17 protein-coding genes are annotated in these 19,859 nt (G+C 69.4%); 5 read left to right on the forward strand and 12 right to left on the reverse strand.

The window, feature by feature from the left end; translation table 11 throughout:
• Positions 1-20 precede the first annotated feature (20 nt).
• Positions 21-2,348, reverse strand: a complete 2,328-nt coding sequence (locus tag EBI04_RS10795; protein WP_135257455.1) for a coiled-coil domain-containing protein — start codon at positions 2,346-2,348, stop codon at positions 21-23.
• A 2-nt stretch (positions 2,349-2,350) separates the two neighbouring features.
• Entirely contained in the window at positions 2,351-3,406 is a 1,056-nt protein-coding gene (locus EBI04_RS10800; protein WP_135257456.1) for a mechanosensitive ion channel family protein, read from the reverse strand.
• Between the two features lie 32 nt (positions 3,407-3,438).
• Here EBI04_RS10800 and hemQ point away from each other — a divergent pair, with 32 nt between their 5' ends.
• Complete coding sequence (gene hemQ, locus EBI04_RS10805) at positions 3,439-4,191, forward strand: hydrogen peroxide-dependent heme synthase (protein WP_135257457.1); 753 nt, start codon at positions 3,439-3,441, stop codon at positions 4,189-4,191.
• Positions 4,192-4,194: 3 nt separating this feature from the next.
• Complete coding sequence (locus EBI04_RS10810; protein WP_135257458.1) at positions 4,195-4,686, forward strand: chlorite dismutase family protein; 492 nt, start codon at positions 4,195-4,197, stop codon at positions 4,684-4,686.
• Here the strand turns inward: EBI04_RS10810 and EBI04_RS10815 are convergent.
• The 3 genes from EBI04_RS10815 to EBI04_RS10825 are packed head-to-tail and all read right to left on the reverse strand — an operon-like array spanning position 4,683 to position 6,595.
• Positions 4,683-5,297, reverse strand: coding sequence for a PepSY-associated TM helix domain-containing protein (locus EBI04_RS10815; RefSeq protein ID WP_135257459.1), 615 nt, complete (start codon positions 5,295-5,297; stop codon positions 4,683-4,685). The genes EBI04_RS10810 and EBI04_RS10815 overlap by 4 nt on opposite strands.
• Positions 5,275-5,814: a DUF2271 domain-containing protein gene (locus EBI04_RS10820; RefSeq protein WP_135257460.1), complete on the reverse strand. Its 540-nt coding sequence runs from the start codon at positions 5,812-5,814 to the stop codon at positions 5,275-5,277. Before EBI04_RS10820 ends, EBI04_RS10815 begins: the two co-directional genes overlap by 23 nt.
• On the reverse strand, positions 5,807-6,595 hold the full coding sequence (locus EBI04_RS10825) for an FAD:protein FMN transferase (RefSeq protein ID WP_135257461.1): 789 nt from the start codon (positions 6,593-6,595) through the stop codon (positions 5,807-5,809). The genes EBI04_RS10820 and EBI04_RS10825 overlap by 8 nt, the downstream gene beginning before the upstream one ends.
• Positions 6,596-6,680: 85 nt before the next feature.
• Between EBI04_RS10825 and EBI04_RS10830 the strand changes: the two genes are divergently transcribed.
• The gene (locus tag EBI04_RS10830; RefSeq protein ID WP_167481943.1) at positions 6,681-7,340 is read left to right on the forward strand and encodes a response regulator transcription factor; all 660 of its coding nucleotides are present in this window, start codon (positions 6,681-6,683) and stop codon (positions 7,338-7,340) included.
• Positions 7,330-8,523, forward strand: a complete 1,194-nt coding sequence (locus tag EBI04_RS10835; RefSeq protein ID WP_135257463.1) for a sensor histidine kinase — start codon at positions 7,330-7,332, stop codon at positions 8,521-8,523. Before EBI04_RS10830 ends, EBI04_RS10835 begins: the two co-directional genes overlap by 11 nt.
• On the opposite strand, the gene EBI04_RS10840 is transcribed toward EBI04_RS10835, so the two are convergent.
• The 7 genes from EBI04_RS10840 to EBI04_RS10870 form a co-directional block, all read right to left on the reverse strand.
• Positions 8,520-11,813, reverse strand: a complete 3,294-nt coding sequence (locus EBI04_RS10840) for an efflux RND transporter permease subunit (RefSeq protein ID WP_135257464.1) — start codon at positions 11,811-11,813, stop codon at positions 8,520-8,522. The two genes, EBI04_RS10835 and EBI04_RS10840, sit on opposite strands and share 4 nt — an antisense overlap.
• A 3-nt stretch (positions 11,814-11,816) precedes the next feature.
• On the reverse strand, positions 11,817-13,199 hold the full coding sequence (locus EBI04_RS10845; RefSeq protein ID WP_135257465.1) for an efflux RND transporter periplasmic adaptor subunit: 1,383 nt from the start codon (positions 13,197-13,199) through the stop codon (positions 11,817-11,819).
• 3 nt (positions 13,200-13,202) lie between these two features.
• Positions 13,203-14,258, reverse strand: coding sequence for a TolC family protein (locus EBI04_RS10850; protein ID WP_135257466.1), 1,056 nt, complete (start codon positions 14,256-14,258; stop codon positions 13,203-13,205).
• Positions 14,255-14,896: a TolC family protein gene (locus EBI04_RS10855; protein ID WP_167481944.1), complete on the reverse strand. Its 642-nt coding sequence runs from the start codon at positions 14,894-14,896 to the stop codon at positions 14,255-14,257. The genes EBI04_RS10850 and EBI04_RS10855 overlap by 4 nt, the downstream gene beginning before the upstream one ends.
• Positions 14,880-15,581, reverse strand: coding sequence for a TolC family protein (locus EBI04_RS10860; RefSeq protein WP_135257468.1), 702 nt, complete (start codon positions 15,579-15,581; stop codon positions 14,880-14,882). The genes EBI04_RS10855 and EBI04_RS10860 overlap by 17 nt, the downstream gene beginning before the upstream one ends.
• Positions 15,582-15,732: 151 nt before the next feature.
• A complete protein-coding gene (ruvA, locus tag EBI04_RS10865) occupies positions 15,733-16,308 on the reverse strand; it encodes a Holliday junction branch migration protein RuvA (protein ID WP_135257469.1) in 576 nt (191 codons plus the stop codon).
• The gene (locus EBI04_RS10870; RefSeq protein WP_135257470.1) at positions 16,305-17,069 is read right to left on the reverse strand and encodes an enoyl-CoA hydratase/isomerase family protein; all 765 of its coding nucleotides are present in this window, start codon (positions 17,067-17,069) and stop codon (positions 16,305-16,307) included. Before EBI04_RS10870 ends, ruvA begins: the two co-directional genes overlap by 4 nt.
• An 89-nt stretch (positions 17,070-17,158) precedes the next feature.
• On the opposite strand from EBI04_RS10870, the gene EBI04_RS10875 reads away from it, so the two are divergent.
• Positions 17,159-19,858 (forward strand): 2-oxoglutarate dehydrogenase E1 component, encoded by a 2,700-nt coding sequence (locus EBI04_RS10875; protein WP_135257471.1) that lies wholly within the window; start codon positions 17,159-17,161, stop codon positions 19,856-19,858.
• Position 19,859 lies beyond the last annotated feature (1 nt).

Genomic DNA, 19,859 nt, shown 5'->3' on the forward strand with positions numbered 1-19,859 from the left:
CCTTTTTCAGTGTAGCACCCCTAGGAGGTGAGCTCCAGGAGGAAGGCGGAGAGGCTGGTTTTTTCCAGCAAGGCCACCAGGGTGCGGCCCTTGCGGGGGGCCAGGACCAAGGCCTTTTCCTTAAGGAGGATGGCCGCAGGCCCCCGGGTCTGGCCCAGGCTTTTATCCAGCTGGTCCAGGGCCTGGACCAGGGCTTCCAGGGGTTCCCTGGGCAGGGGCAAAGCCTCCCCCAGGTAGCCCAGCACCTCCACCCCAGGCAGGCGCAAGGGGGAGAGTTCCGCCCCCAGCTCCTCTGGGGAAGCTACCTGGGACCCGGATGGCGTGGCCTGGGCTTGGGCCCTTCCTTGGTCGAAGACCCCCAGGAGGGCCTCGAGGTCCTCGCCTCTGATCTCCTGGAGCACGGCCTTGGCGGCTTCCCGCTCCTTTTCCAGCTCCCGCAGAAGGGCTTCCGCCTGGCCCAGGGTCTTCTCCACCTGGAGGAGGCCTTGGGGGCCCAGGCGGGGAAGCTTTTCCTGGGCGCTTTTCAGCACCGGCAAAAGGGCCTTTAGGCGGCGATTCGTTTCGCTCTGGAACCCCTCGAGGCGGGCGTAAGCCTGGAAGAAGGCGGTGAGGCGGGTGGTGAGCTCCTCCCGCTTCACCTCCATCCGCCGCTTTAAGGCCTCCAGGGCCCGGGCGATGGGGCTGGGGTCGGGGAGGGGCTTGCCCTTTTCCTCGGCGATGGCCCGCAAGACCCCCTCCCCCCCAAAGCCCCGGAAGCGCTCCGCCAGGGCCTGGAGGCGGGAGAGCTCCAGAAGGGCTTCCTGCCGGGCCTGGGCCTTGGCGTCCTCCAGGCTTTTCCGTAAGGATCCCAGGTCGGGAAGGCCTCCCTGGGCCAAAAGGGCCTCCGCCTCGGCCACCTTCTCCTTTAGGCCCAGGGCCAGGGCCTCGGGCTTTAGAGCCTCCAGGGCCTTGGCCGCCTCGGCGAGCTTGGCCCTTAGGGCGGCTTCCTCCCCCTGGGCCCTAAGGAGTTCGGCGTACCGGGCCCGCACCTCGGGAAGCCTCTGGGGAAGGGCTTCCATGGGGAGGGCCTGCAGTTCCTCCAGAAGGGGGCGGAAGGCCCCGCCCTTCTCCTTGAGCTCCTCCACCAGGGCTTCCTTTTCCTGGAGGAGGCGCTTTTCCTCCTCCGCCTTGCGCCGGGCCTCCGCCTCGAGGCGCCGGAGCTCCTCCTCCAGGGGAAGGAGGTCGGGGTAGCCTCCCTCCTCCAGGGTTTCCTCCGCCAGCTGCAAGGCCCGTTGCAGGGGGAGCTTGGCTTCCTCGGGCAGGGGAAGGAGGCGCAGGGCCTCCTCTAGCTGGATCAGGCGGGCCCGCTTCTCCGCCTTAAGGTTCCGCTCGGCCTCCTGGAAGGCCTCCTCCAGGGCTTTGAGCTTTTCCCCCACGGAGGTGCCCGTCTCCAGGAGGGCCTGGACCTCGGCGAGAAGGGGGCTTACCGTGGCCCTTTCCACCAGGGGAGCGAAGCGGCGTAGGAGCTCCTCCAGCCTGCGCCGCTCCTCCTCCACCTCCAGGGCCAGGATCCGCTGGCTGGCCTCCTGGGATAGGGCCTCGAGGTCCACCAGTAGCTCCCCTTCCAGCTCGGAAGCCTCCTCCACGGTGAGGAAGACGTCGGTGGGATGGGAGGGTGTTTCCACCCGGGGCGGGGTTTCTGAGGGGGTTTCCTGAGTTTCAAAGACGATCTCCGGCAGGGTAGGGGCCTTGACGGCGCTGGACTCCAGAAACTTCCGTAGCTCCAGGGCCAGGCTCCGGGCCCGCTCCACCTCCGCCTGGGCCAGGATGCCCTCCTCTTGCGCCCGGCGGAGGGTTTCCACCAGGCTCTCCAAACGCCGCACCTTGGGCCCTCCCAGGTGGTGCACCCGTTCCAGGGTCTCCTCCAGGTGGGCCAGGTCCTTGGCCTGGCGCAGGAGGGCCTCCTCCAGCTTCTCCTCCAGGGCCTCCAAAAGCTGCTCCCCCTCCGCCAAAAGCCCGGCGTCCGGGGTCTGGCGCAGGCGGTTGACCAGGGCCCGGAGGCGGGCCACCTCCGGCCAGTCCACATAGAGCCCGAAGCGCCTCAAGCCTTGTTCCAGCTTGGCCAGCCTGGCCCCCTGCCCTTCCATTTGGGCCAGGATGTCCTCCACCAGCCGCCTGGCCTCCTCCGGGCGCATGCGGGCCTGGAGCTCGCGGTAGACCAGGCCCTTCAGGAGGTGGGCCCCGTCCGCAGGGGTGAGCTCGGAAGGCCGTTTGCCCAGGCGCTTTAGCCCCTCCTCCAGCACCGCCTCGGCCCTGGTGCCCAGATGGGGGCGGATAGCCTCCAGGATGGTTTGGTAGACGTCCGGCATCCTTACGCTCCCTTCTCCAGCCTAAGGGGTTCGCCGAAGTAGAGCTTCTGGTGGGGATAGGGGATCTCTATGCCCTCACGGTCCAGGCGGTTTTTGATGCGGCGGCGGAACTCCCGGGCCACCGCCCATTGCTGGGCGGGCCTGGTGTTGAAGAGGACCCGGATGACCACGGCGCTTTGGTCCAGGTTCTGCACCCCCAGGACCTCCGGGGGTTCGGTGAACCGGTCCTGCCACTCCGGATCCTGGTGGAAGCGAGCCACCTCGTCTTGGAACACCGCCAAAACCCGGTCCAGGTCCTCCTTGTAGGCCACCCCCACGTCCACCACCGCCCGGCTCCACTCCTGGGTGAGGACCGTCACCTGGCGCACCTCGGAGTTGGGGATGAAGTGGACCCGGCCCTCCAGATCCCGGAGGACGGTGAGGCGCAGGTTGAAGCGCTCCACCTGCCCCCCCACCCCGTTGAGAAGCACGATATCCCCCACCCCGTACTGGTCCTCCAGGAGGATGAAAAACCCGTTGATGAAGTCCCGGATCAGGTTCTGGGCGGCGAAGCTGATGGCCAACCCCGCCACCCCCGCCCCCGCCAGGAGGGCGGTGACGTTGAAGCCCAGGTTGGAAAGGAGGAAGAGCCCCCCCAGGGTGAGGATGGCTATCTTCAGCACGGAATCCGCCACGGTCCTCAGGGTTCGGCGCCGTACCGCTTCCCGGGTGAGCTCCCCTTCGGGCTCGGGAAGCCTTGCGAGGAGGAGGGGCGCCAGGCGGTAGGCCACAAAGGTAAGGCCCACCACCGCTAAGACGGTTAGGCCCCGGCTTCCCAGCCACTGGGCGAGGGCCTTCCCCCAGGTGGCCAGGGGTTCCAGGGGCCAGGCGAGGGCGTGGGCCAGGTAGCTCAGGGCCAGGAGGACCACCACCCCCCACCAGAGGAAGCCCAGGGCCTGGAAGAAGCGGTCGTCCCGCTCCGTGGGGGTGAGGCGCCCCAGGGCGTTCAGGGCCCTGGCTCCGTAGAGGGCTAAAAGCCAGGCCAGAAGGAGGGCGAGGGCTGCGTGTAGGGCCACCATGGTGGGAGTATATCCCCGGGTATATTGGGGGCATGGGAGGTTACATTCCTGAGCCCACCTTCACCCTCGAGGGCTGGCACATCCTTCACGACTTCCGCCGCCTGGACCATGCCGCCTGGTTCGCCGCCCCCAAGGAGGAACGGCAGGCCGCCTGGGAGGAGCTTTCGGAAATCCTGGGGGAGTGGGAAAAGGTGGAGGCGGAGGGCAAGGGGTCCTTCGGCGTGTACCAGGTGATCACCCCCAAGGCCGACCTCCTCTTCCTGAACCTGAGGGAGAACCTGGACGCCCTCCTGGAGGTGGAGGCCAGGCTCAACAAGAGCCTCTTTGCCCGCTATCTAAGCCCCGCCTACGGGTTTTACTCGGTGGTGGAGCTGGGAAGCCAGACCGGGCCCCTGGACCCCGAGGCCCCCTACATCAAGCCCCGCCTGACCCCCAGGGTGCCCAAGACGGGCTACGTCTGCTTCTACCCCATGAACAAGCGCCGCCAGGGCCAGGATAACTGGTACCTGCTCCCCGCCAAGGAGCGGGCGGAGCTCATGAAGGCCCACGGGGAGACCGGGAGGAAGTACCAGGGCAAGGTCTTGCAGGTGATCAGCGGGGCCCAGGGCCTGGACGACTGGGAGTGGGGGGTGGACCTCTTCAGCGAGGACCCCATCCAGTTCAAGAAGATCGTGTACGAGATGCGCTTTGACGAGGTATCCGCCCGCTTTGGCGAGTTCGGGCCCTTCTACGTGGGCAAGCGCCTCAGCCAAGAGGCCCTGGCCCGCTTCCTGAAGGTGGGGTGAGGTATGCCGCACCTTTGGGGGTTTAGCCTCTACAGGCTTTTGCCGGAGTTCCGCCGCCTCGAGGCCGAGCATCAGGAACACCTGAAGGAGGAGTTCGCCCAGTTCCTAACCCGCTGGCAGGAAAAGGAGGGCTTCCTCCAGGTCTACAGCCTGGTGGGGCTTTCCCCCGAGGCCGATTTCCTCCTCTGGCAGGGGGCCTCGCACCCCAAGGCCCTCCAGGCCCTGAGGCGGGAGATGCACCGCACCCGCCTCATGGGGTTCCTGGAGCCCGTGGCCCTTTACCTGGGCCAAGGGGAAGGGGAGCCCTCGGGGGAGTTTTTGGCCCTTTTCCACTTTGGCCTGGAGGGAGGCCCGCCCGAGGGGGCGAGGACCTTCCAGGGGGAGGGGCTTTTGGCCCTCGAGGGGCCCTGGGAAGTGCTCTTCCCCCTGGCCCTGCGGGAAGGGGGGTACCTTGCCGCCCGGCGCACCCCCAGGGAGCTTTTGGACGAGCTTTAAAGGGAGGCCCAGAGGGCCAGGCCCCCGAAAAGGAGAAGGCCCAGAAGCAGGGTGAGGAGGGCCGGACGCCGGGTTTTGCGCAGGAAGAGGCTCAGGAGCAGGCCGGTGAGGCTCACCAGGGCCAGGAAGAGAGCGGAAAGGTCTATGACCCATTTCCAGGCTCCTGGGGTATCCCGGCCCTTGTGCAGGTCGTTGAGGGCCGCCACCAGACCGGCCTCCGTGAGGCTTAGGGTGTACGCCCCCGTCTTCAGGTCCACCTGGGCATCGGCTCCGTAGCCGGGGGCCCGGAAGGAAAGCCAGGCCTGGCCCCCGCTTTGGCCGTACTCGGAAACCCGCCCCTTAAGCCCGAGGGCCCGGAGGTCCTCGGAAAGCCTCAGCCAGTCCACGGCCTCTCCCTGCAGGTAAGGGGCACCGGGCAGGGTTCCGGTGAGCTTCCTCACCCGCCCTTCCCCGAACCACTCGGGGTGGTTCAGGGTGAGGCCGGTGAGGGCGAAGAAGAGGACCGCCATCAGGGCCAGCATGGAAAGGTAGAGGTGAAGGACCCGGGCCCAGGCGTAAAGGCGGGCCCTGAGGGGGCTGGCCCCGCTTTTAGGCTTTCCTGCGGTAATCAAGGCTCACCTCCCTAAGCTCCCCCCTTAAGGGGTAGGTTTTCTGGAAGGGCTTCTCCCCGATCTCCACCCTTTCCCGGAAGAGCTCGTAGGGGCCATGCTCCCGGGCGTATTCCACGCACACGTAATAGCCCCCCTGGGGCACGGCGCGGCCCCGGTCGTCCAGACCATTCCAGGCCAGGGTGTACTGCCCTGGGGGGCGGGTGGGGCCGGAAAGGGTGCGCATGGCCTCGAGGCTCCCCAGGGTGAAGTAGCGCCGGAGGGCGTTCCACCACCGCTCCCCCTTCCCCGGCATGAGGAAAAGCCCCAGGGTGCGGACCAGGTTCCCCTTCTCGTCCTCCACGTACACGGCCACGTAAGGGGCCCGGTAGCGGAACCCTCCTCCCTCGTAGGTGAAGCTGACCCTGAGCTCCATCCCTTGCGGCCAGGCCTTGCCTTGGGCCCTGGCCAACCCCAGGGCCAGGGCTCCGCCCAACACCCTTCGGAAAAAGCTTCTGCGGCTGTAATAGCGCTTAAGCATCCTTCCCTCCCCTAAGTCCGGGGCTCGGCACGGGGCCATCCGGGGTGAAGAGGATTCCCTCGGCTCCAAAGCGCCTGAGCACGGGAAACCCCTCCTTCCCCAGGAGGAAGAGGGCCTTGGTGAGGCCGTCGGCCAGGAGGGCGCTGGGGGCCATCACCGTGGCCTGGAGGGCCGTTGGGGGACTTGCCGGGGCTTTCCGGCGGGGGTCCAGGAGGTGGAGCCCCTTATGCCGTAGCCCGCTGGTGGCCACGCCCCCTTCCCTCAGGGACAGGATCCAGGCGGGCTTGGCGTTGTCGGGGCCCAAGGGGTCTTCCACCCCCACCTCCGCCCGCCCCGGCCCTTTGCGGGCCAGGTCCCCGCCCAGGTTCACCAGGGCGGCCCAGGCCCCCGCCCTAAGGGCGGCCGCTGCGGCCCGGTCGGCGATGTAGCCCTTGGCCAGGCCGTCCAGGTCCAGGGGGGCCAGGACCTCCACCTCCTCCCCGTGGAGGCGCAGGGCTTCCCCCCCGTGCCGGGGGGCGGGGTGAAAGGCCCCGCCCGTGGCTTCCTGGAGCCTGAGGGCCCAGGTGAGAACCTCCCGCACCTCCGGGCTTGGCCGGCCTCCCCCCTGGCGCACCAGGCGGGTGAGCTCGCTATCCCGGTGGCGGCTTAAGAGGCCCTCCAGCCTGGCCACCTCCTGCACCACCGCCGGGAAGACCCTGCGGACCCGCCAGGGCGGGGCGAGGACCTGGACCTCCAGGAAGCTTCCCAGAACGCCCTCCCATCTGGCCCCGTGCCGGCCCATGCCCTAAAGGGTAGGGGAGGGTGGTTAGGTGGGGGTTAGCCCAGCCCATAACCCCCGCCTAACCCATAGGGGGCATACTGGAGGCGTGCAGGTGCTCCTCCTCGAGGACGAGCCCCGCCTGGGCCGGGCGGTGGAAGGGGCGCTCTTGGCCCAGGGCTACGGGGTGCGCTGGGCCAAGGGGTTGGAGGAGGCCAGGGAGGCCTTCTTAGAGCTGGAGCCCGACCTCATGGTCCTGGACGTGCGTCTGCCCGAGGACCCGGATGGGGGCTTCCGCTTCGCGGAGGAGGTGCGGGGGGCGGGCTACCGGGGGCCCATCCTCTTCCTCACCGCTAGGGACAGCCTGGAGGACCGGGTTCTGGGCCTAGACCTGGGCGGGGACGACTACCTGGTGAAGCCCTTCCACCTGGAGGAGCTCCTGGCCCGGGTGCGGGCCCTGTTGCGCCGGGGGGCGGAGGCCAAGGGGAGCCGGGTGCGCCTGGGGCCCCTGGAGGCCGACCTGGCGGGGCGGGCGGTCCTTTACGGGGGCCAGCGGGTGGACCTCTCCTTGAAGGAGTTTGCCCTCCTGGAGGTCTTTCTCCTGCATCCGGGCCGGGTCTTCGCCCCGGAGGAGCTGGCGGAAAAGGTCTTTGGGGATGCGGAGAAGGTGGGGGCGGTGAAGGTGTACATCCACTACCTGAGGCAGAAGATGCATCCGCAGGTCATACGCACCGTCCCCGGGGGGTACCGGCTTGGCCATGAGCCTTAGGGCGCGGCTGGCCCTCTTCCTGGCCCTTTCCATCGGGGCCGCCCTCCTCTTCCAGGGGGGCTTGAGCTACCTGACCTTCCGGCGCCTCGTGGAGGCCGACCTGGACCGCTCCCTTCTCTTCTACGTGGGCACCCTTTCCGAGGGCAGGAGGCCCCCAAGGGGGGAGTTCGCCTTCCGGCTGGCCCAGGGGGAAGAGGTGCAGCAGAGCCCTAACTTTCCCCCCCTTCCTGCCCTCCCCCCTGGGGCCTACTGGCGGGAGGGGTGGCGGATCCTGGTCTTGGAGGTACCGGGAGGCACCCTCACCGTGGCCCGCTACGACCCGGGGGCGGTGGCCGCCCTGCGCAACTTCCGCCTGGCCCTCCTGGGAACCGGGGCCCTCCTCACCCTCCTCTTCGCCCTCCTGGCCTCGAGGCTGGCGGGGGCTGCCCTCCGCCCCCTTTCCCGCCTCACCGAGGTAGCCCAAAAGGTGGCGGACTCCGGGGACCTCTCCCACCGGGTGGAGGCCGGAGGCAGCGGGGAGCTGAAAGCGTTGGCGGAGAGCTTCAACCACATGCTGGAGCGGCTCCAGGCCTTCCTGGACCGGGAGCGCCGTTTCACCCGGGACGCGGCCCACGAGCTCCGTACCCCGGTGGCCGCCGCCTTGGCCCAGGTGGAGGGGGCGGAGGCGGGCTACCTGGACCAAGAGGAGGCCCTACAGGCGGCCAAGGAGGAGCTTCTGCGCATGAAGCGCCTGGTGGAAGCCCTTCTGGTCCTGGCCCGGGAGGGGCGGGTGGAGCGGGTAGGGCTGGACCTGGCGGCCCTGGCCCGGCAAGAGGCGGAGGCCTTCCGCGTGCCCTACCGGGGGCCGGAGGCCCTGCCCTTCTTTGGGGACCCCCTCCTCCTTTCCCAGGCCCTGAGGAACCTCCTGCAGAACGCCCGCCTCCACGGGGAGGGGCAGGGGGTGGAGGTGGTCCTCCGAGAAGAGGGGCAGGAGGCGGTCCTGGAGGTGCGGGACCAGGGTCCGGGGATGCCGGAAGGGGCCCTGGAGGAGGCGGGCAGGCCCTTCTTCCGGGCCTCGAGGCAGCCCGGGGAAGGGCTTGGCCTCTCCGTGGCCAAGAAGGTGGCCGAGGCCCACGGGGGGCGGCTGGAGCTTCTCCCCAACCGCCCCTCCGGCCTGGTGGCCCGCCTGCGGCTGCCCCTCTAGCCCTCCCGCAGGGCCGCGGGCACCTCCGGCAGGGGCCGGTTCCGCTCGAAGAGGTAGAAGGCCGCGGGCACCACGAAGAAGGTGAGCAGGGCCGAAACCAGGATCCCCCCGAACATCACCACCCCCAGCCCCTGCCCGAACTCCGCCCCAGCGCCCCGCCCCAGGAGGAGGGGCAGGCTGATGACGAAGACCGTGAGGGTGGTCATGACGATGGGCCGGAAGCGCAGGCGGGCGGACTCCACCAGGGCCTCCTGGAGGGGCATGCGGTGGATGCGCTCCATGACGAAGTCCAGGTAGAGGATGGCGTTCTTGGCCGAGAGGCCGATGAGCATGAGGAAGCCCAGGATGCCAAAGATGTCCAGGCTGCCCCCGCTCAGGAAGACGAAGAGGATAGCCCCGGCGATGGCGAAGGGTACCGGCAGGAGCAGGTACAGGGGGTAGCGGAAGGAGTTGAACTGGGCCCCCATGACCAGGTAGGCCATGAAGAAGGCCAGGAAGAAGAGAAAGGGCCCCTGCCCCTGGAGCTGGCGGGCCAGGGCCGCCTGGCCGAAGGCCGAGGCCTCCGTGAGCACCACTTGGCTGTCCAGGACCCCTGCCTCCCGCAGGCGCTCCGAGAGGCGTTCCAGGAGGACCGCCGCCGGTGGGGCCGTGGGGGCGGGGCTTAGGGTCAGCTGGGCCACGTAGAGCCGGTTCTGGCGCTGGATGGACACCGGGGACTGGGTGGGCACCAGGGTGCCCAGCTGGCCCACGGTCACCAGGCCGTTGCCTGCAGGGATGGGCAGGCTCAGGAGGGCCTGGGGGTCGGAGAGGAAGACCGGGTCCACCTGGACCTGGATGGGGTAGCTGATCCCCCCTAGCTGCACCTGCCCCGCCTGGCTCCCCTGCACCGCCACCTGCAGGGCCTGGGCCACCTGGCTGGCGGTGAGGCCCGTGCCCGCTAGCCGGGCGGACTGGGGGTAGAAGTTGAGCTGGAGCCCAGAGGCTGCGCTGACCGGGACCACCCCCAGCACCTCCGGGTCCTGCCCCAGCACCGCTAGGGCCTGGTTCAGCCGTTGCTGGAGCAGGGCCTGGTTGACCGAGGCCAGGTTGAGGCTCAGGTTGGTCCCCTGGAACCCGCCTCCACCCCCGCCCCCGGCCCCGAAGATCACGAAGCGCACCGAGGGCTGGTCGGCCAGGAGGGCGCGGATCTCCGCCTGGAACTGGGGCAGGAGCTGGAAGACGCTGGGCCTTTCCCCAAAGGGCTTCAGGCCGATGACCATCTGCGCCTGGTTCCCGGAGACCACGGTCTGCACGGTGTTCACCGCCGGCTGGGCCAGGAGGTAGCGCTCCACGCGGCCCGCCAGCTCGTTGGCCAGGCTCATGGAGGCCTGGGCGGGGAGGTTGAGCTGGGTGCGCACGTAGCCGGAGTCGCTCTGGGGCACGAAGTTGAAGGGCACCCTGGGGAGGAGGAGGAAGACCACCCCCAGGAAGAGGGCTAGGCTCCCCAGGAGGATCCAGGGGGCCCGTTCCAGGACCCCAGGGAGGGCGCGGGCGTAGGCCGAGCGCACCCGCTCCATCCCCGCCTCGGTGGCCCGGTGGAGGGAGAAGGTGAGGGCTTCCAGGAGGCCCAGGAGGGCCACCAGCAGGTAGCGTCCGAGCCCCAGGGCCAGGGGATAGAGGAGGAGGAGGGGAAGCCAGGCGGGGTGGGTCCGCAGGAGGAAGAGCCCCACCAGGACCAGGAGGGCCAGCCACGCCCCCTGTCGGAAGGCCCGGAAGCCGTAGCGCAGGTTCTCGGGCAGCTCCAGGAGGCGCCTTAGGGCCCCCCGCCAGGTGAGGGGTTCCGCGTCTGGGGTGTAGGCCATGCGCACGGTGAGGAAGAGGAGGGCCTCGAGCCAGGACATGGCCACCGCCGCCGCCAACCCCAGGGCGAACTGTTCCACGTACCGGCCGGCAAAGCCCCCGATGAAGCTCACCGGGAGGAGGACAGAGAGGAGGGAGAGGCTGGCCGCGGCCACCGCGGAGAAGACCTCACTGGCCCCCACCAGCACCGCCCGCACCCGGTCCAGGCCCAGGGCCCGGTGCCGCTCCACGTTCTCCGCCACCACGATGGAGTCGTCCACCACGATGCCGATGGCCACAATGAGGGCTAGGAGGGAAACCAGGTTGAAGCTGAACCCCAGGAGCTGGTACAGGATGGGGGCGGCCGAGAGGGAGATGGGGATGGCCAGGATCACGGTGAAGGCGGTGTTGAGCCGACCCAAGAAGAGAAGCACCACCACCGCCACCACTGCAGCGGTGAGGAAGAGCTCCCGGTAGGTGCGCTCCACCGAGGCCCGGATGGGCAGGGTGGTGTCGTTGCCGAAAAGGACCTGGTACCCGGGGGGCAGGCCCGCCTGGCGCAGGGCCTGCCGCACCCCGTCCACCACCGCCACCGCGTTGCTCCCCGAGGCCTGCTGCACCGAGACCAGGATCACCGGCTGGCCGTTGATGCGGGCGTACTGGCCCGCCTGGGCGTTCACCTCCACCCGCCCCAGGTCCCTCACCCGGATGCCCCGAGCCGCGTCCACCAGGAGTTCCCCCACCGCGGCGGGGCTTTGCGGCACGTTCTGGGTGGAGAGGCTCAGGGTGGTGTTCTGCCGGGTGATGCTGCCGATGGGGCTCAGGACCACCGCCCCGCTCAGGGCCTGGACCACCTGGCTCGGAGAGATGCGGTAGTAGGCCAGGCGGGTGGGGTCCAGGTAGACCCACACCCCCTGCTGAGGGCCCCCTTGCAGGCTCACATTGGCCACCCCGGCGACCTGCTGTAGCCGGGGGACCAGGACGTTTTGTGCGTAGGTGTAGACCTCCCCCAGGTCCCGGCCTGGGGCGTAGAGGCCGAACTCCACCACCGGCTGGGCGTTGGGGTCAAAGCTCTGCACCGCGGGGGCCGAGGCCCCGCTAGGCAGGAGCCGGGCGGCGGCGGACACCTGGGCCGCCACCTGGTTGGCGGCGCTTACCCGGTCGATGTCGGGGCCGAAGGCCACCACGATCCGGCTGAAGCCCAGGCTGCTGGTGGAGCTGATCTGGCTCACCCCGGCGATGCGGCTGATGGCGTTTTCCAGCACCTGGGTGATCTGCTGGTCCACGGTCTGGGGGGTAGCCCCCGGATACTGGACGCTCACCGCCACCACCGGCACGTTTACCGCTGGGAGGAGGTCCACCCCTAGGTTGCGGGTGGCCAGGAAGCCGAAGACCACCACTGCCCCGAAGATGCCGATGGAGAAGACGTAGCGGGCCACGGAGAAGCGCACTAGGGGGTTGATGCGGACCATCCTTCACCTCCCTCCGGGCTGGGGCCGGGACCCAGGGCGGCGGGGTGGGGCGGAGGAGCCTTCCCGGGTCTGCGGGCTTGGGGAGGCGGCTCCCACCACCGGGGTGCCGTCCAAGAGCCCGGGAGGTGGGTTGACCACCACCTGGGTCCCAGCGGCCAAGCCCGCCACCGCCACCCGGTCCCCCGCCTGGGCCAAGACCTGTACCGCCTGGCGCCGGGCTACTCCCTCCTCCACCTGGTACACGAAGAGTTGGGAGCCGTCGGACTGCAAGGCGTTCACCGGGATCAGGGGCCCCCGGGCCAAGGCCACGGTGTAGCTCACCAAACCCACCGTGTTTAGAGGCAAGTGAACCCCTTCTGGGGGCCGGGCCAGCAGGAGGACCAGGCCCCCGGAGGCCGTGCCCCCGGGATTTTGCTCCACCTTCAGGAGATAGGTCTGGGCCCCCAAGGTGAAGCGCACCTCGCTCCCCACCGGCAGCAGGTGGACCTCCTCCGGGGGCACGCCGAACTGGACCCGCAGGCCCTGGGCCAGGACGAAGGCCGTGGCCCCGGGGGCCAGGTAGGCGCCGGGGGTGGCGCTCACCGCCAGGAGGCTCCCAGCGAAGGGGGCGCGCAGGGTGGCGTTTTGCAGGTTGAGTTCCGCTTGAGCCACCTGGTTTCGGGCCTGCTCCACCGCCACCCGCAGGGCGGCCAGGGTTTCCTGCTCCGCCCGCAGGTTGTCCGCCAAGGCGCTTTGGGCGGCCTCGAGGTTGGCCTGGGCCTGGGCCAAGGCGGCCTGGGCCTGGGCCAGCTCGGTGTCCGAGGCTCCGCCCAGGGCCTTCACCCGCTGGGTGGCCTGGTAGTTCTGCTGCGCAGCCTGGAGGGCGGCCTGGGCTGAACGCACCTGGGCCTCGAGGCGGCTTCGGGCCTCCAGGGTGGTACGGGTCTGGGTGGCCAGGTTGATCTCTGCGGCCCGCAGGGCGGCCCGGGCGTTGGCCAGGGCCAGCTGCAGCGCCTGGGTGTCCAGCTGCACCACCGCCTCCCCCTGCGCCACCGTGTCACCCGGGTTTTTCAGCACCCGCACCACCGCTCCCCCCACCTGGGCGGGGACGTTGGCCTGCACCGCGGGCACCACCGTGCCCCCCACCTGCCGGGTGGCCTCCAGGGTGCCCGCCTCCACCAGGGCCAGCTGAACGGGCAGGGGCTGGCCGCTACCCGGGGCCCCCCGGGCGGCGAAGCCCCCCGGCCGCCCCTGGGCCGGGAAGGCGGGGTTGGGGGTGAGCCCAGGGGTGCTGGGGCCTCGAGGGGTTCCCTGAGCGGGGCCGGCTGCGGTTCCGGGGGCGGTGATCCGGCCCACCAGGATCCCTAGGGCCAGGACCAGGAGGATGAGGATCGCCGAACGGGCCATGGCTCACCTCAGCAGGCCGGTGAGGTCCTGCCCCGCGGCCAGGGAAAGGGCGATGAGGGCCCGCCAGTAACCGTCCTTGGCCTGCAGCAGGTTGTACTGGGCGGTGAGGACGGAAACCCGGTCGCTCTCCACTTGCAGGGCGGAGACCGTGCCCGCCCGGTAGGCCGCCTGGTCCTGTTCCAGCACCTTGAGGGCGTTGCTGAGGCTTTGCTGGGCCAGGGCGATCCCCCCGTAGGCCGCCTGGGCGGCCTGGTAGGCGTTGCGCAGGCTGGTGAGGGCGTTGCGCTGGGCCAGCTCGGAGGCCTTACGGTCGTTTTCCAGGGTGAGCTGGGCGGTCTTTAGGGTGAGGGCCGGGGTGTAGTCGTTGTCGGAGAGCTGGACCAGGAGCTGGTCGTACTCCACCGCCTGGGCCAGTTGGAGCACCTGGGGTAGCCGGAGGAAAAGGTCCTTCTCCAGGGCCTCTGGCTGGGCTTGGAGGATTGGGGGATCGGGGGGGTCGGCCAGGAGGACCGGTCCCAGGTCGGAAAGCCCTAGCTGGACGGCCAACTGGGCGGAGAGGACCAAGGTTTGGCCCTGGGCGGTGGCTAGGTTCTGCCGGGCGCTGTCCAGGGCGGCCTGGGCCCGGGCCACGTCCAAGGAGGTGGCGTTGCCCAGGGCCTGGCGGGACTTGGCCACCTCCAGGTTCCGCTCCGCCAGGGCCACCTGGGCCTTCAGCACCTCGATGTTCCTTTGGTTCTCGTAAAGGGCCAGGTAGGCGCTTACGGTGTTCTGCAGCACCTGCAGGCGGGTGTAGGCCAGGCTGGCTTTGGCCAGAGCCAGGGCCTGCCGGGCCTTGGTGAGGTCCAGGATTAGGGTATTGGGGTCCTGTTCCTTGGCCTGGAGCTGGACCTCGGCGTTCTGCAGGACGATCTGGGCAGCCTGTAGGCTGGGGTTGGCCTTGAGGGCCATCCCCAAGGCACCCTCCAAGGTGAGGGTGGGGGGCGGCCCGCCCTGGGCCAGGGCCCAGGCGCCAAGGGCCAAGACTGCCAAGAGCCGGGGGAGCGGGAAAACCTGCTTCATGGGGCTACCTCCTTCGCGTACGTTTCCAGGGTGAGCTGGGCCAGGGAACGCCGCAGGGCCAGGTAGGCCAGGTAGGCGTTCACCTGGGCGCTGGTCAGGCCATAGGCCGCCTGCAGCCGGTTGAGCTCCGCCTGGGCCAGATCCAGGGGGGCGATGAGCCCCGCTTCCAGGCGCTTGCGGGCGTCGCTCAAGGCCTGGTCTGCGGCCTCCAGCCCCTTTTGGGCGGCCTCCACCTGGGCCAAGGCGGCCAGGTAGGCTCCGTGGCGGGCGCGCACGTCCGCCTCCGCAGCGGCCAGGGTGGAGGCCAGGTTGGCCTGCTGGTAGGCCAGGTTCGCCCGGGCCGCCGCCACCTGGGCCTCCAGGTCCGGGGCCAGGAGGGGCAGGCTCAAGCTGAGGGAGGCTCCAAGCCCCTGGGCCCCGCTGGCCCCCGGCGCGTAGGTGGCGGAACCGCTCACCTGGCCCGTGCCCAGGTTGAGGTTGAGCCCCAGGCTGGAGCCGGGGTTGGCGGCGCTCACCTGGCCGTAGCTCAGGCTCAGGGTGCCTTGCGGGAGGAACCGGGCGGCCTCCGCGTAGGCCAGGACCTGGTGGGCATCCTCCAGGGCGTTTTGGGCCCGCAGGACCTCAGGCCGCTCGGCCACCGCCCGCAGGGCCTCCTCCAAGGGGGTGGAGGGGGAGGGGTAGGGGGAAGGAGGTCCTGGGGGGTGGGGGACCGGGAGCCTGGCCCAGGGTGGCGTAGAGGGCGGTCCGGGCCGCGGCCTCCTGGGTCTGGGCCTGGACCAAGGCCGCCTGGGCCTGGGCCAAGGCCTGGGCCGCCTGCTTGAGCCCCGTTTCGGAGAGGAGGCCCTGTAGGCGTTTGGCCTGGGCTACCCGATAGGCCTCCTGGGCTACGGCTAAGGCCCGTTGGGCCACCTCCAGGTTCTTTTCCGCCAGGTAGGCACCCCAGTACTGCTGGAGGAGGGTAAAAAGGAGGTCCATCTCCCCCGAGCGGCGGCTGAGGTCGGCCCGCAGGAGGGCCATGCGGGCCTGGCGGGCGCTTTCCTGGGCTGGGCCGTAGGGAAGGGCCAGGAGGTTGGCGCTCAGGCTTAGGCTCTCCCGGGTATTGGCCTGGCCCTGGAGGCTCTGGTAGGCCAGCCCCCCGCTCGCGGCCACCTTGAGGCCTAGGGCCGCCAGGGCCGCCTGGTAGCTGGCCTGGGCCTGGGCGTACTGGGCCTCGAGGGCCTGCCAGCCGGGGGATTGGGGAAGGAGCCGGAGGAGGGTGGCCAGGTCCAGCCCCTGTCCCCAGGCCAGGCCGATAAGGGGGACGAGGGTCCATAGAGCGCGCATACTTGCCCCCAGTCTAGTCGCTGCCGGTTAGCCAAGGGTTATACCACCCCACCCCGGCTTCGCCAGGGTGGGGCCCCGGTAGACCCCTTACCCGGGCCACCCCCCTTGGATCCTTAGGGGGCACGGTATAGCGGGAGAGGGTATTCGCCTCCTACCGCAGCCGTCTCAGGGCCTCCTTGATGAGCTCCTGGGCATTGGCCGAGGGGTGCTTGGCCAGGAGGTCCAGGACCACCCCCCGGGCCTGGCCCTCCTTAAAGCCCAAGGCGGTTAGGGCCAGGATGGCCTCCTCCGCCGCCTGGCTTTCCACCTTTTGCCCGGTGAGGAGGCTTGGGGGCACCTTGCCCTTGAGCTCCAAGGCGATGCGCTCGGCGAGCCTTCTTCCCACCCCGCTCGCTGCGGTGAGGAGGCGCAGGTCCCCCTGGGCCAGGGCCTGGGCCAGAAGCCTGGGGGTGAGGGCGGAGAGGAGGGAGAGGGCCACCTTGGGCCCCACCCCGCTCACGGAAAGGAGGAGCTCAAAGAGGAGGAGGCTTTCCTCGTCGGGAAAGCCATAGAGAAAGAGGCCTTCCTCCCGAAGCTGGAGGTGGGTGTGGACGCCTACCTCCTGGCCTTCTTTGAGGCTTTGCAGAAAGGTCTGGGGGGCCTGCACCAGGAAGCCCACCCCATGCACCAGAAGGAGAAACCCCCCTTCCTCCCTCTTCAGGACCGTGCCCCTGAGGTAGCGGATCATCGGCCCTGGAACCTAGGGGGGCGCTTCTCCCGGAAGGCCCTTACCCCCTCCTCGTGGTCCTGGGTGCGCCCGGCCTCCCCCTGGAGGATGGCCTCGAGGGCCAGGGCTTCCGTGAGGGAAAGCCGGTAGGTTTCCAAAAGGAGCTTCCGGGTGAGGGCGTAGGCCCGGGTGGGCCCCTGGGCCAGCTCCCGCGCCACCGCTAGGGCCTCCTCCAGAAGCCTTTCCCCCGGCACCACCCGGTGCACCAGGCCCAGGGCTTGGGCCTCCTCGGCGGAAAGCTTAGGGGAGAGGAGGAGGAGTTCCTGGGCCTTGGCCAGGCCCACGAGGCGCGGGAGGAGGAAGCTCATCCCCGAGTCCGGCACCAGGCCGATGCGGGTGAAGGCGGTGGCGAAGCTGGCCTCCTCCGCCGCCAGCCGGTAATCCCCCCAAAGGGCCAGGCTCATCCCCGCTCCCGCCGCCACCCCGTTCACCGCCACCACCAGGGGCTTCTCCAGCCCCGCCAGGGCCTCCACCACCCGGTTGTAGCGGCGGAGGTGGGCCTCGTAGTCGGGCTTTTGCTCCCCGAACTCCCCCAGGTCCTGCCCTGCGCTGAAGGCCCGCCCGGCCCCCGTGAGGAGGAGGACCCGGACCGCGGGGGTTTCCTGGGCCTCCTTTAGGGCCTGGTAGAGTTCGTCCAGCAGGGCACCGGTTAGGGCGTTCAGCTTTTCCGGCCGGTTCAGGGTGAGGATAAGGACGCCTTCCTGTCTCTCCTTCAGGACCATGGCCCCATTGTAAAGGTCCTAAAGCACCTACACCGCTTTTTGGTGTAGCGTAGATGAAGGGGGTATAGGCCCCCCTCTTGGGAGGTAGGATGGAGCTCACGTTGGAAAGCCAAGGCTACCTGGAGGCCCTCTACCGGGCCTATCTGGAGGATCCCTTCTCCCTGCCGGAGGAGTGGCGCCGCTACTTTTCCGCCCTCGCCCTGGAGGGGTCCCGAAGAGAACCCCTCGAGGATGGCCGACGAACCATCCCCGCTCCCCTGGCCGAGGCGGTGGACCTGGCCTTCCTCCTCAAGGTGGAGCGCCTGGTCCAGGCCTACCGGGAACTTGGGCACCAGTCGGCCCGCATCGATCCCTTAGGGCGGGAGCGGCCGAGGCCCAAGGAGCTTTCCCTGGAGGCCCACGGCCTTTCCCGGGAGGATCTCTTTAGGTCCCTTCCCCCCTTCTTCGGCGCCCCCACCCTGGGGGACCTCCTGGGCCGCCTGGAGGAGGTTTACCTGGGCCCGGTGGGGTTTGAGGTGGTCCATACCGAGCCCGAGGAGCGGGCCTGGCTTCTCTCCCGCATCGAGGCCCCCTGGCCCAAGCCTCCCCGCGAGGTGCGCCGGCGCATGCTGGAGCGCCTCCAGCAGGCGAGCCTCTTTGAGGCCTTCCTGCAACGCAAGTACCTGGGGGCCAAGACCTTCAGCCTCGAGGGCCTGGAAGGCCTGGTCCCCCTCCTCTTGGAGGCGGTGGAGGAGGCCGCCCGCCACGGGGTCAGGGAGGTGGTCCTGGGCATGGCCCACCGGGGGCGGCTCAACGTGCTGGCCCACGTGGTGGGCAAGCCTTTTGAGCGCATCTTCCGCGAGTTCGAGGAGATCTTTCCCGAGGGCTACTCGGGGGATGTGAAGTACCACCTGGGCTTCTCCAACGACCTCACCACCCCCTACGGGAAGGTCCACGTTTCCCTCAACTTCAACCCCAGCCACCTGGAGTTCGTGAACCCCGTGACCCTGGGCCGCCTTCGGGCCAAGCAGGACCGCTTCGGCGACCGGGAGCGGAAAAGGGGCCTGGCCATCCTGGTCCACGGGGACTCGGCCTTCATCGGCGAGGGCATCGTCCAGGAAACCTTTAACCTCTCCCAGCTCCCCGGCTACCGGGTGGGGGGGACCCTGCACGTGGTGGCCAACAACCAGCTGGGCTTCACCACCAACCCCGAGGAGTACACCTCCTGCCGCTACCCCACGGACATCGCCAAGATGGTGGGGGCTCCCGTCTTCCACGTGAACGCCGAGGCCCTGGACGAGCTCTGGTTCGTGCTGGGCCTGGCCCTGGAGTACCGCCAGCGCTTCGGCAAGGACGTGGTCATCGACCTGGTGGGCTACCGCCGCCGGGGCCACAACGAAACGGACGAGCCCACCTTCACCCAACCCCCCATGTACGCCCTCATCGCCAAGAAGCCCGAGCCCTGGAGGGTTTATGCGGAGAGGCTCCTTGCCGAAGGGGTGATGGCGGAGGGGGAGCTCAAAGCCAAGGAGGAAGCCTACCTGGCGAACCTGGAGAGCGAGTTCGCCCGGGTCAAGGCGGAGCCGGGCCCTGTGGTGCCCCACGGCCTTTCCGGTATCTGGCAGGGGTACGTGGGCGGGCCCGACCACCTGGTGCCCGAAGTGGACACCGGGGTGCCCCTGAAAGCGCTAAAGGAACTCCTTCTCCGCTTGAGCACCGTGCCCGAGGGCTTCCAGGTGCATCCCAAGCTGAAGCGGTTCCTCGAGGCCAGGAAGGAGATGGCCGAGAAAGGGCGCCCCCTGGACTGGGCGGCGGTGGAGGCCCTGGCCTTCGCCTCCCTGGCCGCGGAGGGGCACCGGGTGCGCCTCACGGGGCAAGATGCCCTAAGGGGCACCTTCACCCAACGCCACGCCGCCCTTTACGACTACCAGACGGGAAGGCCGTACATCTCCCTGCAACACCTGGCCGAGGGCCAGGCGGAGGTGGAGGTCTACAACTCCCCCCTCTCCGAGGCCGGGGTGCTGGGGTTTGAGTACGGGTATAGCCTGGACTACCCCGAAGCCTTGGTCCTCTGGGAGGCCCAGTTCGGGGACTTCGTCAACGTGGCCCAGGTCTACATCGACCAGTTCCTGGCCAGCGCCGAGGCCAAGTGGAACCGGCTTTCCGGCCTAGTCCTCCTCCTGCCCCACGGCCTCGAGGGCCAGGGCCCCGAGCACTCCTCCGCCCGGCTGGAGCGCTTCTTGCAACTCGGGGCTAAGGATAACCTCCAGGTGGCCTACCCCACCACCCCCGCCCAGTTCTTCCACCTCCTGCGCCGCCAGGTGAAGCGCCCCCTGCGCAAGCCCCTCGTGGTCCTCACCCCCAAAAGCCTCCTCCGCCACCCCGAGGTGGTGTCCAGCCTGGAGGAGCTGGCCCAGGGGCGCTTCCAGAAGGTGATCCCGGAAAGGGTCAAGGGGGCGAGGAAGGTCCTCCTCACCTCGGGGAAGGTCTACTACGACCTCCTGCAAAAGCGGAGGGAGCTGGGGGCGGAGGACGTGGCCATCATCCGGCTTGAGCTCCTCTACCCCTTCCCCGAGGAGGAGCTTAAGGAGGCCCTGGGTTTCTACCCCAAGAAGACCCCGGTGGTCTACGTCCAGGAGGAGCCGGTGAACCAGGGGGCCTGGTGGTACCTCTCCGCCCGCTTCTGCGGGGAGATCTACGGCCACCCCTTCGGCGTGGTGGCCCGGCCCGAGTCCCCAAGCCCCGCGGTGGGTTCCTCCAAGGTGCACAAGCTGGAACAGGAAAGGCTTTTGGAAGAGGCCTTCAAGTGAG

It is taken from the genome of Thermus caldilimi (genome assembly GCF_004684245.1).
Taxonomy (GTDB): Bacteria; Deinococcota; Deinococci; order Deinococcales; family Thermaceae; genus Thermus; species Thermus caldilimi.

Bases quoted from the DNA above. Each gene is read 5' to 3' on its own strand.
- EBI04_RS10875 (WP_135257471.1), top strand. From the start codon at position 17,159: ATGGAGCTCACGTTGGAAAGCCAAGGCTACCTGGAGGCCCTCTACCGG.
- EBI04_RS10825 (WP_135257461.1), bottom strand. From the start codon at position 6,595: ATGGGCCGGCACGGGGCCAGATGGGAGGGCGTTCTGGGAAGCTTCCTG.
- EBI04_RS10795 (WP_135257455.1), bottom strand. From the start codon at position 2,348: ATGCCGGACGTCTACCAAACCATCCTGGAGGCTATCCGCCCCCATCTG.
- EBI04_RS10820 (WP_135257460.1), bottom strand. From the start codon at position 5,814: ATGCTTAAGCGCTATTACAGCCGCAGAAGCTTTTTCCGAAGGGTGTTG.
- EBI04_RS10870 (WP_135257470.1), bottom strand. From the start codon at position 17,069: ATGGTCCTGAAGGAGAGACAGGAAGGCGTCCTTATCCTCACCCTGAAC.
- EBI04_RS10860 (WP_135257468.1), bottom strand. From the start codon at position 15,581: ATGCGCGCTCTATGGACCCTCGTCCCCCTTATCGGCCTGGCCTGGGGA.
- EBI04_RS10850 (WP_135257466.1), bottom strand. From the start codon at position 14,258: ATGAAGCAGGTTTTCCCGCTCCCCCGGCTCTTGGCAGTCTTGGCCCTT.
- hemQ (WP_135257457.1), top strand. From the start codon at position 3,439: ATGGGAGGTTACATTCCTGAGCCCACCTTCACCCTCGAGGGCTGGCAC.
- EBI04_RS10840 (WP_135257464.1), bottom strand. From the start codon at position 11,813: ATGGTCCGCATCAACCCCCTAGTGCGCTTCTCCGTGGCCCGCTACGTC.
- EBI04_RS10800 (WP_135257456.1), bottom strand. From the start codon at position 3,406: ATGGTGGCCCTACACGCAGCCCTCGCCCTCCTTCTGGCCTGGCTTTTA.
- EBI04_RS10810 (WP_135257458.1), top strand. From the start codon at position 4,195: ATGCCGCACCTTTGGGGGTTTAGCCTCTACAGGCTTTTGCCGGAGTTC.
- ruvA (WP_135257469.1), bottom strand. From the start codon at position 16,308: ATGATCCGCTACCTCAGGGGCACGGTCCTGAAGAGGGAGGAAGGGGGG.
- EBI04_RS10845 (WP_135257465.1), bottom strand. From the start codon at position 13,199: ATGGCCCGTTCGGCGATCCTCATCCTCCTGGTCCTGGCCCTAGGGATC.
- EBI04_RS10835 (WP_135257463.1), top strand. From the start codon at position 7,330: ATGAGCCTTAGGGCGCGGCTGGCCCTCTTCCTGGCCCTTTCCATCGGG.